This window comes from Psychrobacter piscatorii (assembly GCF_043641605.1).
Lineage (GTDB): Bacteria > Pseudomonadota > Gammaproteobacteria > Pseudomonadales > Moraxellaceae > Psychrobacter > Psychrobacter piscatorii_C.
Genome location: NZ_JBHZRK010000002.1, coordinates 175,793 through 190,269 on the forward strand (window position 1 = coordinate 175,793; position 14,477 = coordinate 190,269).

The 14,477-nt window shown below is 39.2% G+C and carries 12 protein-coding genes and 4 pseudogenes; 7 read left to right on the forward strand and 9 right to left on the reverse strand.

All coding sequences use genetic code 11. The annotated features are described in order from the left end of the window. Positions 1 to 24: 24 nt before the first annotated feature. A pseudogene (locus ACHUET_RS03115) lies at positions 25 to 773 on the forward strand (IS5 family transposase). On the opposite strand, the gene ACHUET_RS03120 reads toward ACHUET_RS03115, so the two are convergent. Beyond that, positions 740 to 1,594 (reverse strand): hypothetical protein, encoded by an 855-nt coding sequence (locus tag ACHUET_RS03120; RefSeq protein WP_394210587.1) that lies wholly within the window; start codon positions 1,592 to 1,594, stop codon positions 740 to 742. The pseudogene ACHUET_RS03115 and the gene ACHUET_RS03120 overlap by 34 nt on opposite strands. Then, complete coding sequence (locus ACHUET_RS03125; RefSeq protein ID WP_394210589.1) at positions 1,591 to 3,831, reverse strand: site-specific integrase; 2,241 nt, start codon at positions 3,829 to 3,831, stop codon at positions 1,591 to 1,593. Before ACHUET_RS03125 ends, ACHUET_RS03120 begins: the two co-directional genes overlap by 4 nt. 272 nt (positions 3,832 to 4,103) lie before the next feature. On the opposite strand from ACHUET_RS03125, the gene ACHUET_RS03130 reads away from it, so the two are divergent. Further along, a protein-coding gene (locus tag ACHUET_RS03130; protein ID WP_394210590.1) for an IS3 family transposase occupies positions 4,104 to 5,269 on the forward strand; the annotation gives its coding sequence in 2 pieces (ribosomal slippage) (positions 4,104 to 4,362 and positions 4,362 to 5,269; 1,167 coding nt in all). Here ACHUET_RS03130 and ACHUET_RS03135 read toward each other — a convergent pair. After that, complete coding sequence (locus tag ACHUET_RS03135; RefSeq protein WP_394210591.1) at positions 5,270 to 5,647, reverse strand: hypothetical protein; 378 nt, start codon at positions 5,645 to 5,647, stop codon at positions 5,270 to 5,272. Between the two features lie 209 nt (positions 5,648 to 5,856). Here ACHUET_RS03135 and ACHUET_RS03140 point away from each other — a divergent pair, with 209 nt between their 5' ends. Next, positions 5,857 to 6,219, forward strand: a complete 363-nt coding sequence (locus ACHUET_RS03140; protein WP_394210593.1) for an IS630 transposase-related protein — start codon at positions 5,857 to 5,859, stop codon at positions 6,217 to 6,219. After that, positions 6,170 to 6,616, forward strand: coding sequence for a transposase (locus ACHUET_RS03145; RefSeq protein ID WP_394210595.1), 447 nt, complete (start codon positions 6,170 to 6,172; stop codon positions 6,614 to 6,616). Before ACHUET_RS03140 ends, ACHUET_RS03145 begins: the two co-directional genes overlap by 50 nt. A 479-nt stretch (positions 6,617 to 7,095) precedes the next feature. On the opposite strand, the pseudogene ssb reads toward ACHUET_RS03145, so the two are convergent. The 3 genes and pseudogenes from ssb to ACHUET_RS03160 form a co-directional block, all read right to left on the reverse strand. Continuing rightward, positions 7,096 to 7,521 (reverse strand): annotated as a pseudogene (gene ssb / locus ACHUET_RS03150) (single-stranded DNA-binding protein); the annotation flags it as partial. A gap of 291 nt (positions 7,522 to 7,812) precedes the next feature. Further along, the gene (locus ACHUET_RS03155; protein ID WP_394210597.1) at positions 7,813 to 8,100 is read right to left on the reverse strand and encodes a hypothetical protein; all 288 of its coding nucleotides are present in this window, start codon (positions 8,098 to 8,100) and stop codon (positions 7,813 to 7,815) included. Positions 8,101 to 8,213: 113 nt separating this feature from the next. Continuing rightward, positions 8,214 to 9,379 (reverse strand): annotated as a pseudogene (locus ACHUET_RS03160) (IS3 family transposase). A 79-nt stretch (positions 9,380 to 9,458) separates the two neighbouring features. Between ACHUET_RS03160 and ACHUET_RS03165 the strand changes: the two are divergent. Next, positions 9,459 to 9,689, forward strand: a pseudogene (locus ACHUET_RS03165) (LysR substrate-binding domain-containing protein); the annotation flags it as partial. A gap of 269 nt (positions 9,690 to 9,958) precedes the next feature. On the opposite strand, the gene ACHUET_RS03170 reads toward ACHUET_RS03165, so the two are convergent. Next, positions 9,959 to 10,888 carry a bestrophin family protein gene (locus ACHUET_RS03170; RefSeq protein ID WP_062844850.1) on the reverse strand — a complete coding sequence of 310 codons (930 nt, stop codon included), beginning with the start codon at positions 10,886 to 10,888 and terminating at the stop codon, positions 9,959 to 9,961. Positions 10,889 to 11,472: 584 nt separating this feature from the next. Beyond that, on the reverse strand, positions 11,473 to 12,672 hold the full coding sequence (locus ACHUET_RS03175; protein WP_131401495.1) for a globin domain-containing protein: 1,200 nt from the start codon (positions 12,670 to 12,672) through the stop codon (positions 11,473 to 11,475). Positions 12,673 to 13,161: 489 nt separating this feature from the next. Between ACHUET_RS03175 and ACHUET_RS03180 the strand changes: the two genes are divergently transcribed. Both ACHUET_RS03180 and ACHUET_RS03185 read left to right on the forward strand, forming a co-directional pair. Continuing rightward, on the forward strand, positions 13,162 to 13,338 hold the full coding sequence (locus ACHUET_RS03180) for a helix-turn-helix domain-containing protein (RefSeq protein WP_343828427.1): 177 nt from the start codon (positions 13,162 to 13,164) through the stop codon (positions 13,336 to 13,338). Between the two features lie 4 nt (positions 13,339 to 13,342). Further along, positions 13,343 to 13,471 (forward strand): hypothetical protein, encoded by a 129-nt coding sequence (locus ACHUET_RS03185; protein WP_320157668.1) that lies wholly within the window; start codon positions 13,343 to 13,345, stop codon positions 13,469 to 13,471. A 41-nt stretch (positions 13,472 to 13,512) separates the two neighbouring features. On the opposite strand, the gene ACHUET_RS03190 is transcribed toward ACHUET_RS03185, so the two are convergent. After that, positions 13,513 to 14,067, reverse strand: coding sequence for an Rrf2 family transcriptional regulator (locus tag ACHUET_RS03190; protein ID WP_394210600.1), 555 nt, complete (start codon positions 14,065 to 14,067; stop codon positions 13,513 to 13,515). Positions 14,068 to 14,477: the final 410 nt, after the last annotated feature.

Below are 14,477 nucleotides of genomic sequence, written 5' to 3' on the forward strand. Positions count from 1 at the left end.
TTTAGCAATCTGAGTAAAACCCTCATGACAAGACGCCATGCCCTACGAGATGACCAATGGGCGAGAATTAAAGACATTCTGCCAGGTCAACCAAATGACGTTGGTGTTACTGCAAAGGATAACCGATTATTTGTAGAAGCCGTCTTGTACCGCTATAAAACAGGCATACCTTGGCGTGACCTACCTGAGCGTTTTGGCGACTTTAGAGTGATTCATACTCGTTTTAGCCGTTGGTCACAAAAAGGCGTATGGGAACAGGTTTTTAATCAGTTGTCTGAGCAATCCGATGATGAATATGCCATGCTAGATGCCACTATTGTTAAAGCCCATCAGCATAGTGCTGGAAAAAAAGGGATCAAGCCATCGGTCGCAGTAAAGGTGGACTGACGACCAAAATACATACTCGTACAGATGCGCTAGGCAATCCTACAGGCTTTTATTTGACGGGTGGCGGCGCTCATGACTTGCAGGGGTCAGACGTGTTATTAGATGTCAGTATTAGCCAAACCTGGCTTGCCGATAGAGCTTATGATGCTGATGCCCGTGTCATTGAACCGATTAAAGCCGTACAAGGCAACGCAGTTATACCGTCTAAGTGTCATCGGTTGCAGCCAAGAGACTTTGACAAAGAGCTCTATGAAGCACGGCATTTAATTGAGAACTTCTTTGCCAAGATTAAGCAGTATCGTGCGATTGCTACTCGCTATGATAAGTTAGCCCGTCATTTCTTGAGTGCTATTTATCTGGTTTCTTGTGTCATTTGGCTTAATTGATGACACGCCCTAGATCTATTGATGGACTTAACCGTGAATTTCTCTCCAATAAACTCCCCTAGCCTTTTTATCACTTGATGGTATTTAGGAAATTCGTTTTGTGCTTGATGCTGGCGTTGTAGTTTGAGCAGCCATAAGCGACTGATATCATCTATGATGATCAGGCGTGTGTGATACACTTCATCTAAATCGTTTTCTATAGTAACAAGCTCATTGCCATAGTCGGATGATAGTAGCCTGATCGGCATGACCATCATGTCATCAGACATCTGATAAATAGGCTTTTTTTGTTCTAGATAGTTATAAATCTCTTTAAGCATCTTCTCATCGTTATATCCTGCAAAACTAATGAGCGAGAATAAAAACCAGCTGACGCTCTCAAGTAATGAAAAGGTATTCTTTTGCTGCCATCTATCAAACGCTTGTGCGACAATACTCTGAGCTTTTGATAAATATAAAAACGTATCAAAATCATTGATATTTTTTGGACGCTGTGGACGTACAGCAATGATGGGCTTTGGTAATAACGGCAGGTGTCTTTTTTTACGCGCTTCATTAATGTTATCGAAAAAACGCTTGCGCTCGAATAGTGCAAACGGGATAAGATGCGCTGAAACGCTCTTTTCGATGTCATCATAAAGTGCTTCATATAAACCGTTTATCTGCTCGTCTGTGATTAACTCTGGCGACTGATGCTCTTTAATAAAAGCATTCCAAGCGCGTTGGCACATCTCTTTTGTATGCTGTAATGCCTGCTTACGCTTATCCTGCGCTTTTGCTGAGCGCCTCAAATGACCATGTAAAGTCTCTAACTGTGTCATAAAGTCACCTGCTGTAATTCAAGTTCTTCTGCCAGCTGCTGATAAGATTTTTTAGCGGCTACTATATGACCTATAGACAGTGCTGAACTTTTTCTCCACGCCTCTTGCCCCATCATTTCATGACCAAAAATAGCCAAAATGACTGCTTCAGCTACTCCCTGCTCATGTAAAAACTTTTGTCCCACATGGCGTGTCCAATCTGGCTTAAAGCGAAAATGACTATCTAATTCTTTGATAATAATAGCCGGCCTGAGCGCATGAAACTCGCCTTTTTTATCTATAAAATTTAGTAGCGGTCGCTGGTAATCAAAGATTTTATTCACTTCAGCGCTGATGTTACGATCTAAGCGTCCATAGCGCTTATCAAAGCTTTTTAGATATCGTAAGAAATTTTGCATGGCGTCATGCAAAAATGAACAAATAGGCACTAAGCGCTGACTGTTAGCGGTCGTCCGCTCCTCCTTATCAGAAATCCAAATAATGCCTGCCTCAAGGTTGATCTGGTTGAGATAACCTGGTGCGCCTTCTACCGCTCTTATTGAAGTTAGTAAAAGAGAGATATGCCATAACCATAAATTATAAAAATTGAATTTCTCTCTATAGTCATGAGCAGTTACTACTTTTTGCTGTAAGTGGCTCATGAATAGACTTACTATCGGATAGTCAGGGCTGTTTTGGCTACCTATAGCGTCATCACTGAGCACTACCTTGGACAAATAATCGACAATGCTGGATTTGTTTTTATGACAGCGAGCGGTGAGGATCTTAATCGCATCGTGGTAGACTTCTTTTATCACCTTAATCTCATGAGAGCTATACCAAGTATCTGCTCTCTTTCTACTATTGCGTGAGGTGATGATAGTGGCCAACTGCGTGCTGCTGACTTCATAGATAAGGATGGTGTATAGTGACTTTTCAATCCTGCCCAAGCTAATTAACGGTAGCTGTAGCGTTGCTCGTAGATCAGCAATGACTTCATTGATCAATACTGAATCTGGGTATCCTTTATAGGTTAAAAATACTCCCAATGGCTCAGGTAATGGGAGTTTGAACTGCGTCAATCGGTTAGCAATAACTGACTCTACCCCTTCTGTTCTAATACGTAGCGGTGTAATATCTAAGTTAATAATAAACTCATACTTTGCTTTACGAACACCAATATCAGTGATTTTTTTATGAGTATTATTGATATCTTCAGCTAATCTTGCAACTGAATGACCGGTGTATAAAGAAAGCAATAAATAGACGATCGCTCGTTTCTTGTCCCTATCGCCTTCACCGTCACTATAATCATCAAACCATTGCCACAGCTTAGAGGCTATGTTTTGAATAGCAATGAGCGATAACTGACGAATATTGTTGCTTACAAACCGCTCATTTTTATTAGCATGAGAATATTTTGCCTGTGTTCTTCGATAAATCTGAGCGTATGAGAACTTTTCAGTATCTTTTAACTTTGTTTGCTCGAGATGAAAGAAATCTGGTACGGGATTATCTAACCGCTCACGATAAATATCGTTATCATTTTTTGCTTGCTCAAAACTTGTGACTGATATCAACTCATCAGTATCATCATCCACGTCTGTGTGCCTGACATATTGAATACTTGGCTCATCAATTTTGCCCTTTTTGGTGTGTTTTCTACTGGAAGAAGTGCGCGTTATGCTATCTCTATCATTAAACGCAAAATCAATAGTTCGATACATCTTGATAAATGATCTGAGATTAGGATCATTCTTACTTTCAAGTTCTACTCGATAACGTTCAAACCTCTCATAGGTAGTCTGTAAGCTACCAGCTTGTAGCGTCGAGTAACAGTACCGCCAAATACTGTGATTATTACTTACCGGATTCATCCATTTTCTAGCTTCAGCAGTAGTCTCACTAATGCGGTTAGGTAATTCATTTTGAGAAAAATAGATAAGTAGATGACATAATTTTGCAACCCACAGCCATTCCTTACTTGGAATATTGATATCAAGATTTGGTAGATGATAGGTACTGGCGATAAATGCTCGAGTTAGATTTTCGGGCTTAGTCAACTTACCTCTATAAGAGTCGTATATTTCTTTGAGATATGTTGGAGTCAAAGGTTTTGACTGTTCCACCACTATGTTGATGTCCATAAATTCTCTTGGCACTAAACTGGCTACAGTTATGAGAAAGTTACGAATATCGGCGGTATAGATGTCCTCAGTATCTGGTATCAGCATCTCTACGTTAGTTATTATTGTCATAGCGAACCTCAGCAATTAGCTCAGAGAAAGTTGGTATCTTAGTGTGCTGCTGATTGCGATATAGACCTATCTGGTAATCGTAGTGATGACGCTTGAGGTCTTTAATATCTAAAATTTGCTGTATGCTCAGAGGTTTATTAAATAGTTCTTGTTGCACCCGAGCAGGCATACTATTTTTTATAGCCGCAAAAAATTTTGGGTTAATAGTGAGCTATGCTGAAGAAACCGTACAAGTAAACTTGGTAAACTAACGACTCAACGAGGAGTTCACCATGACCAAGAAAGTTAGAACTTACAGCACAGAATTTAAAGCAGAAGCTGTCAAGAAGATAGCGGATAATAATGGCAATATTTCAGCGACTGCAAAGCAGCTCGGGATCGCCATGCAAACCTTATCAAACTGGCAGAATAAAGCCAATCAGGGCAAGCTTGTGGGCACTGAACAATACGACCCTGATCTTATGAGCGCCCTTGAAGAAGTAAAACGGCTAAAGCGGCAGCTTAAAGTTGCTGAGGAGGAGCGCGAGATATTAAAAAAGGCGACGGCGTACTTCGCCAAGCACAGCTATTAAAGTACGCTTTTATCAAAGACAATCAGCAGATATTTAGCATCACAACTATGTGCCGTGTATTAAAGGTTAAATCATCAAGTTACTATGACTGGTCAAGTCGTGACATTAGTGATCAGCAGATACATCGTAATCACTGCGAGCTACTAGTCAAAGCCGCTCATACTGAAACATATGAGCGTTATGGCGTAGATCGTCTACATGCGCATCTAAGTGATCAAGGCCATGACATCAGTCCCTACATGGTTAGAAGTATTAAAGAGGAACACGGCATCAAGTGCCGTCGTCATAAGCGCTTTAAAGTCACTACTGATTCCAATCACAATAAACTGGTCTATGACAACGTGCTGAATCAGCAGTTTGACGCCAAGCGTCCAAATGAGTCTTGGGTCAGCGATATTACTTATATCTGGACAAACGAAGGTTGGCTGTACTTAGCTGGAGTCAAAGATTTATACACTAAAGAGCTTGTCGGCTACGCTATTAACAAGCGCATGACCGCAGATTTAGTATGTCGTGCGCTTAACATGGCAATTAAGAATAAACGCCCAAGCAAGGGAATAATTGTGCATTCTGATAGAGGCAGCCAGTATTGCAGTCACGCCTACCACAAGACCATTAAGCAGCATCAATTTATAGGCTCAATGAGCGGCAAAGGCAACTGTTTCGATAACGCTCCCATAGAAAACTTCTGGGGCGTATTAAAGAATGAGCTGGTATATCATCAAGACTATAAAACAAGGTTCACAGCCATCAATGATATTATCAGTTATATCGAGCTGTACTACAATCAGACGAGGATTCAAAAGGGTTTGGGCTATCAATCGCCAAGACAGGTGTGGTTTGATTATTATCGTCAAGCTGCGTAACTAAAATCTCCCAAGTTTAAGTCTACGGGATTGACGGCAGGGGTCAATAGGATCTAATTTTGTAAACTCATTTATAAGGCAAGACCAAGCGCGCCTCTCAATCTCAGATTTAGAAAGATCGATTCTTCTAATAGCGATTTCAGCACCGTCCCTCAGTAATCCCACTTCTTTAAAACCCTCAAAAAAACAATATTGATCATCTATTTCAATAACTTCAAATAATAGTGCTGTACCCGAAGAGAGCTCATTAACCTCATCATCGATCCATTCGCAAAATATCTGATACGGTTTAATAGCGCATTCATGCACTATTAAATCTCCATTTGCGGTAAGAGTTTTAACGCTTCTTCTTATTGCCTTCTTAGTGCGCTTCGCCATAATCAATAACCTATATGTCAGAGGCATATACCAAAAAATCAATTAACTTCGATAGGGCAGGCATGCTAAAATATATTTTGGTTGGTATCATATTACCATAATATACTGGTGTCCATAAATATATCTAATCCATTATAATACCTGTTATTCATAAATATTTATATACATAAAAAAACCTGAAACCCTTTAAAGTAATAGGTTTCAGGTTTATGAACATCAATGTTACTTTGGTCGGCGTCCTTGCCAAGGTTGGGGTTTCTAGCATCACTGATGGTATGACCATAAGAGAAGCTGCGCTATTTTATGGACTTAGCACCAGTACCATTCACAGCTGGCAGAAGAATTTAGCTCCTAAAACAACCAGAAATAAAGCACCGACTAAAATACCTGATGACGCATTAATTGAAGACGTAAAAAGATACCCAGATGATTATAACTATGAAAGAGCCCGCCGCTTGAACTGTAGTCAAACGGGCATCTTTAATGCTTTAAAGCGTCTTGGTATCAGTCAAAAAAAAGACCTTGGAACATCCAAAAGCGTGTCCGATAAAAAGAGCGATATTCCAGAGTAGGCTTGATCGCTTTACGCAGCAAGGCTATCCCATTGTCTATATGGATGAAAGCGGCTTTGAGGCTGAAACCATTCGTTCTCACGGCTATGCACCGATTGGTAAACCCTGTATCGATAGCTACAACTGGCAAGCTTCGAGACGTACTAATGTCATCGGAGCTCTCTATGAAAAAATGCTATTTGCGCTTGATTACTTTGAACACAATATTAACAGCAGCATATTCTACCACTGGTGCAAATACACGCTAATCCCAAGTCTTAAAACTAAATGCGTGATTGTCATGGATAATGCTCGATTTCATAAGAGTAAGCGTATTCAAAAGCTACTTAATAGAAATGGTCATCGTATTTTATGGCTGCCGCCGTACAGCCCTGATCTAAATCCTGAGCGAGGATAAAGCAAAGCACTGCTTTGCCCAAGCGCAAGACGAGAACTGTGCTCGAGTGGGAGAAAAAATGGGCACAGGCTAAGTTTCTACGCCAAGGGTGGATGGAGAATAATCTACCTAAACTGTTTCATGATATGGGCTGTATCGATTTTATAAAGACTTAACTATATCATAAAATAATTTAGACAAATAATTTTGTATCCAGCCTTGGCATAGAAATTTCACCTGTGCCCATTCCTTTTCAATAGGATTTAGATAAGGGCTGTAGGGGGCAACCAAAGAATACGATGGCCATGCATATTTAATGAGCCACTGTTTGATTTTGTGTATGTATTCATCCTAAATGATAGTTATAAAAAACCTAGGGTACCCCGATGATTACAACTACAAGCCCTTCAAACGTTTTGATAGTTATTTCCAAAATTTTAAAACTGACCGTCAAAGTGAGGAGCAAAGGGAATATCATCATCTACTGGTCCAGGTGGAAGCCCATGATTAACATTTTTTTTAATATTGGGTGCTTCCTGGTCGTTCTGAGGCTCTTGACGGTCCGGATGACTGATTTGTTTTTTGTTATCATCATTACTATCTAGCATCTGCATCTGGTCAGCGCGAATTTCAGTAGCATAGCGGTCGCTACCGTCAGTGGCTTGGTACTTGCGAGTGCGTAAGCTACCCTCAATATAGACTTTACTCCCTTTACGCAGATACTGAGCGGCGATTTCACCCAAACGATTGAATAGTGAAACACGATGCCATTCGGTAGCTTCTCTTTTTTCGCCACTTTGTTTATCAGTCCATTGCTCAGAGGTCGCTACTGATATATTGGTAACACTACCCCCGTTATTAAATTGACGTGCCTCGGGATCTGCACTGAGGTTTCCGATGATGATGACTTTATTAACTCCCCGCATGATATCTCTCTTAGTTTAATAATTATTTAAATAATACATTTTAGTAGTTGCGAGATATCTCCACACGCTTCTTTGCTTGTTCTATCAAGGACTCATCAGGTTCAATCTTTACTAACCTAATGCGTTTGTGATTTCAAAGTTGAAGAGTTCTTTACTAGACCTCTTGCAAAAGTATCCGTTCATTGACTTTCACTGACAGATTTAAGAGGGATAGCAATTACTTATGCGAGAGATTTATTGAATAAAAAATGAATTCAAACTATATTCTCTAAGAAATACTTATTAAGATATTCAGTGCCTTACCATGCCACTTTCATCTAAAATATTGAGGTTTTTCAAATATCCTTGCAGCATACTCAAGGAAGCCTTGCTTCTATTATCTTCTAATAGATCGCTTCCTAGAGCTGCTACATAAAGTTTCAGACAGTTTTTCGAAGGTATTTTTGGTAAGTAACGCTCAAAAGCTAAAATATTATTCTCAGAGAGAACCAATCTTAGCGTTCTAAGGACAGGTGTAAAGTCAGGATGTGATAAAAACCTGATCACCTCATCATCTAAAATCTCCTTTACTAAACTCATATTCAACTTTTCTTCAGCTGACGCATCCCTAATAGCTTTAATAGGATCTATAGCTATTGGATAAATTTGACCCCTGCCGTCAAATCCGTACAACTAAACTTGGGAGATTTTAATTACGCAGCCTGACGATAATAGTCAAACCACACCTGTCTTGGCGTTTTATAGCCCAAGCCCTTTTGAATTCTAGTTTGGTTGTACTCAAGCTCAATATATTTAGTAATATCGTTGATGGCTTCGAATCTTGTTTTATAGTCTTGGTGATACACCAGCTCATTCTTTAATATGCCCCAGAAGCTCTCTATGGGCGCGTTATCAAAGCAGTTGCCTTTACCACTCATCGAGCCTGTAAATTGGTGGCACTTAATGATCTTATGATACTCATTGCTACAATACTGACTGCCTTTGTCAGAATGTAAAATCAACCCTTGGCTAGGTCGCTTGTTTTTGATTGCCATATTAAGTGCACGGCATACCAAATCAGCGGTCATGCGCTTATTGATGACATAGCCGACGAGCTCTTTAGCATATAGGTCTTTAACACCTGCTAAGTATAGCCAACCTTCATTTGTCCAAATATAAGTGATGTCACTGACCCAAGCCTAATTAGGACGATTGGCATTAAATTTCTGTTCTAGACGGTTTGGATAGACCAGCTTGTTGTGATTAGAGTTGGTGGTGACTTTAAAGCGCTTGTGACGACGGCATTTAATGCCGCATTCTTCCTTTATACGTCTAACCATATATTTACTTATGGCATATCCTTGCCCTGTAAGGTAAGCATACAGTCGCTCATAGCCATAGCGCTGCTTAGTCTCATCATGAGCCACTCTGACTAGCAACTCACACTGATTGCGATGGATCTGCTGATTACTGATGCCACGATTTATCCAGTTGTAATAGCTTGATGGCTTAATATCTAATACGTGACACATGCAGGTGATGCTAAATATTTTCTGGTTATCCTTGATAAAGACGTACTTCATCAACTGTGCTTCGCGAAGTACGCCGTCGCCTTTTTTAGAATGTCTCGCTCCTCCTGAGCAACCTTGAGATCACGTTTAAGACGTTTATTCTCTTCTATAATGGCCATGAGTTCAGGATCATATTGCTTAGTGCCGACAAGCTTGCCTTCATTCGCTTTATTCTGCCAGTTAGATAAGGTCTGCATGGCTATACCTAGCTGCTTTGCAGTCGCTGAAACATTGCCATTATTATCTGCTATCTTTTTGACGGCTTCAGCTTTAAAAGCTGCACTGTAGGTTCTGACTTTCTTAGTCATGATAAACTCCTGTGAATACACTTAGTTTACCAAGTTTGGTTCTATAGTTTTTTCAGCATAGCTCACTCGCTATACGGTAGAAAACATCACTTCCCTATTCTCATTATTGAGAAATGACTTGGGTATCACCACTCTACCAAAACTTGCCTTCCCTGCTAATGAGCCGGAGCTGGTTTGGTTAAACTTGCTTGACCCTGCTTTAAACAGACAAATCGGTATATTTAAACTGGCGAATAAATCAATCTCGCCGCCCGCCCAAGCTTTTTATGAGCTGTGCATCGATTATGTGCAACACCATTACTTACTGTAATTCATGGAATAATATTCTGTAATTTTCGAATTTGTAGTTGGTCAGTAGTCTTCAAAATATAAACCATCGAATAAACTGCAAAGTAAAAAACGCTCTACCTCTCTATCTACATGACTTTAAAAGTCTCCTATATTTTTACTCAGATGAGATGGCTAATATAGGAGTTTGATAAGTTAAAGAGCCATCAAAAGATAGACAATCATAAAGTGAATAATTCAGCCACCGTAAGAAATATTTTTATTGAGGTAAGGCCGCGTCTCTAACATCACTTACTGTAAAAAATAACCATCTATTGGCACTATCTCAGATGGAATATCTGTTTCTTCTAACGCTTCTAGTAGATTAATTTCGATAATTCGTGATATAGCAGTAAGTGGTAAATTATTAGGAGCTATGCCAAAAGGGTCTGTTATCTCTTCACTCAAAGCATCAAGACCAAAAAATGTATAGGCAATGACACCACACACTAGAGGAGTCGCCCAACCTAAAGAATTTGCCAAGCCAAAAGGCAACAGGAAACAAAATAGATAAGTAGTTCGATGCACCAATAAAGTATAAGCGAAAGGCAACGGCGTCGTATAAATACGTTCACAAGCTGCTAAAACAACTGTCAACGAAGATAAGGTATTGTCCATGTTCTGTATCATAAGATCTGATGACAAATTTTGACGTCGACTATAGCCCAACTTTTTACCCATCAGTCGTAGCAGATACTCAGGTAGGTTTCGCGCTTGGTGTATATCGTTATGATGATCAGGCTCAACAAAACTCTCAACATCTTCCCATGGTGACGTGCTACGCAGTCTATGTCGTAGCGCGTGAACAAAAGCAATATTAAGGCGGATAATAGATCGCTGTGTATGACGCCCAACTTCCGTCTCATCATCGATAAATGAAATTATTTGACGTGTTAAACTGCGAGAGTCAAAAACCAACTGTCCCCATAATCCTCGAGCTTCCCACCATCGCTGATAAGTCGCATTATTGCGAAAGCCTAAAAATAGAGATAAAGCGATGCCAAGCACAGTAAAAGGCACAGCACCATAAGTAGAAAAAGAGCTTGGAATCGAGTGTTGAACCGCTGATATGATTGCACTGAGTAAGGTAATAAATAAAACTTGAGGATAAATTTGTGGGATCACAGAGCCACGTAAGGTAAAAAGTATCTTGAATGCATTTGGTTTTTGTCGAACGATCATAACAGTTTTTTACCGATAAATTTTAGACAGTGGCTAGCAAATGTGCCATATGCTTGGCAATTGAATGATTTCAATGACTTAAACACCCTTTAGATAAGTGTCTTTTATAGAGAGAATAATGGTTGATAATTTTAGCACTAAAATCAATATTTTTATAATCCCGAGTATATTAGTCGGACGAAATAGCAATAAAATAAGCACCGACGAAATTTTACTTAAAACAAGGTAGATACTTAGGGCATGTCCTCATTTCAAAAATGAGATAAATTGCCGTCAAACAAGGAAAATAGCGCAAATAACATCAAAATATTAATCGGTTATTTGACACGGTTTGACAAAACTTAGCCAATTTCAGTCCATTTAGTCGAGCATCAATTGAATTGAGAACATGACTTAGTTATATTTAAAATTAAGCAACTGAACGATTGAATGTAATTAAACTTACCTATAATAGTCATCATATTACCGGTGATCGCATCATATACTCTGCTAAAATTTTTATCAGAAAAATAAAAAAACTATTGGGTTAAGGTATATCACCACTATAAGTGTCTGATGACATACCTTAAATATATCGCTAAAAATTAGGCTATTTGCAAACTCATTTTAGGGCCAAAGGGTTCGTAGTGGACGCTGTCAGAGCTATGCTCAAGCGCTATTAAGCCACTAATCATACTTTCCATAAATGGCATAGAGCCGCACACATAGATATCAGCAGGTTTAGGTAAATTAGCCAGTAAGTTATTGTCTAATAGCTGTCCACTATCAAAATAAAAAATATTTTTTTCTACCGTTGTCGCTGCTTCTAACAGTTGATTCACTCGACCCTCAAAAGCATGATGATCTTTATTCTGACAAGCGTAGGCCCAAATGATAGGACGCTGCGGGTTTGCCATTACTTGTGTCTCTAACATCGCTAAAATAGGTGTAATCCCAACGCCTGCGCTGATAAGTACTAATGGAATATCGTTCTGGTGAATTAGCGCTTTATTAAGTGCGAAATCGCCCGCTGGTGCTGATAGTAATAGCGTCTCGCCAACTTGTAACTCGTCGTGTAGATAGTTGGAGACTAAGCCATAATGACCATCACGATTGTCTCTTTTGACGGCGAACTGAATGCCATTGTCAGTAGTAGTGGCATTCAAAGAATAATGACGCAGTGCTAGATGATTGCTATCTTGGGGATCAGTTTTTACCGTAATATATTGACCAGCCGTTAAAGTAAGCTTGCTTAAATCAATATCCTGCCCATCGTTTCGGCTATCTTTCGTTGGTACAACAGTAAACGCAACAATATCAGCGGCAACAGCTACCTTTTCAACCACTTCAAAGCTTGCAAAGCCTTTCCACATCTCCTCTTCATATAAGCCTTTTTCAAGTTGAATAAAGACGTCAGCGATTTCATCATAAGCTTCTGTCCAAGCCGCTATGATGTCATCATTTGCTGCTTCTCCTAATACTTGTTTGATAGCGCCTATTAGATGTTGACCTACAATGGGATAATGCTCTGGTAGGATTTGCAAAGCACGATGCTTATGACTTATTTCGGTAACTTGTGGTAATAACACTTCTAAATGCTCAAGATGTTTCGCAGCTGCCAGAACCGTCATTGCCAATGCTGTTTGTTGACGACCTAGCTTTTGATTGGTTTCATTAAAAATATCTAATAACTCTGGATGCTCATTAAACATATTTTGATAAAAAGCCGTGGTAATCTTTGTACCATACTCCTCCAATACAGGAACAGTTGCTTTAACAATTTTTAGCGTTTGTGCAGTAGCCATAATATTTCTCTCTTTTAGGGTCTGAGAAGTTAATTGATACCTGTATTCAATCTATTTAATGACGGTTTATAGGCCAGCTACATAACCATCTTTAAACATTCATTTAAAATACATCTTATAATAGCATTTTTAACTTCCCTTTTACTAGGCTATTCTTTCATTCCAAAAATAGTGATAAACATGAGACAAGTTGCCATTAAACAAGGGAATTAGCTCAAATAATATTGATATATCAACCAGCTATTTGACACGGTTTGGCAAAATCTAGCCATTTTTAGCGCATTTAAAAGATAATTAATTGAATTGATGACACGTCCTATTATTGAGACTTTTTAGAGTAATCTCTAATGCCATAGCAAGTGTTGTAACGCAGAATGAGATAATCAAACACGTCTTAGTTATATAAATTCAATTTTCGAGAATGTTAAGAGGAGCATTGCTTATACCGCAGGCTCGCTCGCTAAGTAGTTATTGTTTGACAATAATCCAATGTTACGTCGAGGCTTGTCTGATTTGCTAAGTCTTGAGAACAGTGTGGAAGCGGTTGGCGAAGCGAACGATGAATGGCAATGCTTAGGCTTTTTGGCAGCCAATCAGGTTGATTTGGTTGTTCTTGACAACAAGAGAGTGGGAAGTCATTCAAATGATCGCCGAAGATTTGAGTAGTAAGATGATTGCTAATAAGTTGGACATTGCAGAATCAATGGTGAAAGTACATGTGAAGCATAGACTTAATAAGACATGCTTAAGCACTCAAATTGGCGCTGCCGTATGGATGGTGAGTAAGTTGGTTAAATAGGCTACCCATCATAATGCGTTATAGCCAGCTCCAAACCCTATTTAAAATAGCAGTTTCTGAAGCTCTTTATTATTTAAAGTAATATCAGCTAGGGTATAATTATCCATCACTTCAATAAAAGCTTGTGTGGCTTCATAAAGCACGCCTTTTAGCTGGCATGAGGGACTGATGGTACACATCGTTTTGGGCGAACTATCAATCAGATCAACCCTTATTTTCTCAGTTAGTAGCTTTTGATTATCATTACTGTCCACACTACTATTTTCATTTTTACCTACAACATCACTGCTATTGCCTTCTAGAAACTTGCTCTCAAAGCAAGGAACAATGGCAAAGTCAGGCTCAGTATGACGTAAAACTTGGCCCAGATTAATGTCTTTGGCAGCCACAGCCAGTCGAATGCCACCGCTTTTACCGCGTACACTATCTATATAGCCAAGCTGCGCGAGTTGATGCACGATTTTAGTCAAATGACTCTTAGATATCTGATAGCTATCAGCAATGTCAGATATCGTTGCCAAAGCTTCCGAGGTTGGCATCACCGTTAAATATATTAATGTTCGTAGCGCATAATCACTATAATTAGTAAGACGCATAGTATCAGCCCATTTCTAGAGTTTATCTAAAGCATAGTCAATGCAAAATTAAATTGGTACACCAATCGACCAATATAAATCTTTCTCTCTGGCTGTTCGCAAGCGTGGTAGAGGTATTGAAAAATTCGTCCCAGCAATAAGGTAGCATTTTATTGTTTCTTAACTATACCTATTATAGCTCTAAACCTATTATATTCTTAAAACGTATACAATGATTTATGGATTTAACCCCTATGATAATTCCCCCAATAAATAAGAACACGTAGAAATAGAGATTAACTACTATGAGCTATGCTGAAGAAACCGTACAACTAAAATTGGTAAATTAAGCCCATTAATAAGTGACCCCTACTGTCAATCGCGTAGAACCAAACTTGGGAGATTTTAATTATGTAGCCTGACAACAAAAA

Coding starts and splice junctions, on each gene's coding strand:
- ACHUET_RS03175 (WP_131401495.1), bottom strand. CDS start 12,672: ATGGCTACTGCACAAACGCTAAAAATTGTTAAAGCAACTGTTCCTGTA.
- ACHUET_RS03135 (WP_394210591.1), bottom strand. CDS start 5,647: ATGGCGAAGCGCACTAAGAAGGCAATAAGAAGAAGCGTTAAAACTCTT.
- ACHUET_RS03140 (WP_394210593.1), top strand. CDS start 5,857: ATGAACATCAATGTTACTTTGGTCGGCGTCCTTGCCAAGGTTGGGGTT.
- ACHUET_RS03185 (WP_320157668.1), top strand. CDS start 13,343: ATGATTGCTAATAAGTTGGACATTGCAGAATCAATGGTGAAAGTACAT.
- ACHUET_RS03125 (WP_394210589.1), bottom strand. CDS start 3,831: ATGACAATAATAACTAACGTAGAGATGCTGATACCAGATACTGAGGAC.
- ACHUET_RS03180 (WP_343828427.1), top strand. CDS start 13,162: ATGTTACGTCGAGGCTTGTCTGATTTGCTAAGTCTTGAGAACAGTGTG.
- ACHUET_RS03155 (WP_394210597.1), bottom strand. CDS start 8,100: ATGAGTTTAGTAAAGGAGATTTTAGATGATGAGGTGATCAGGTTTTTA.
- ACHUET_RS03190 (WP_394210600.1), bottom strand. CDS start 14,067: ATGCGTCTTACTAATTATAGTGATTATGCGCTACGAACATTAATATAT.
- ACHUET_RS03120 (WP_394210587.1), bottom strand. CDS start 1,594: ATGACACAGTTAGAGACTTTACATGGTCATTTGAGGCGCTCAGCAAAA.
- ACHUET_RS03170 (WP_062844850.1), bottom strand. CDS start 10,888: ATGATCGTTCGACAAAAACCAAATGCATTCAAGATACTTTTTACCTTA.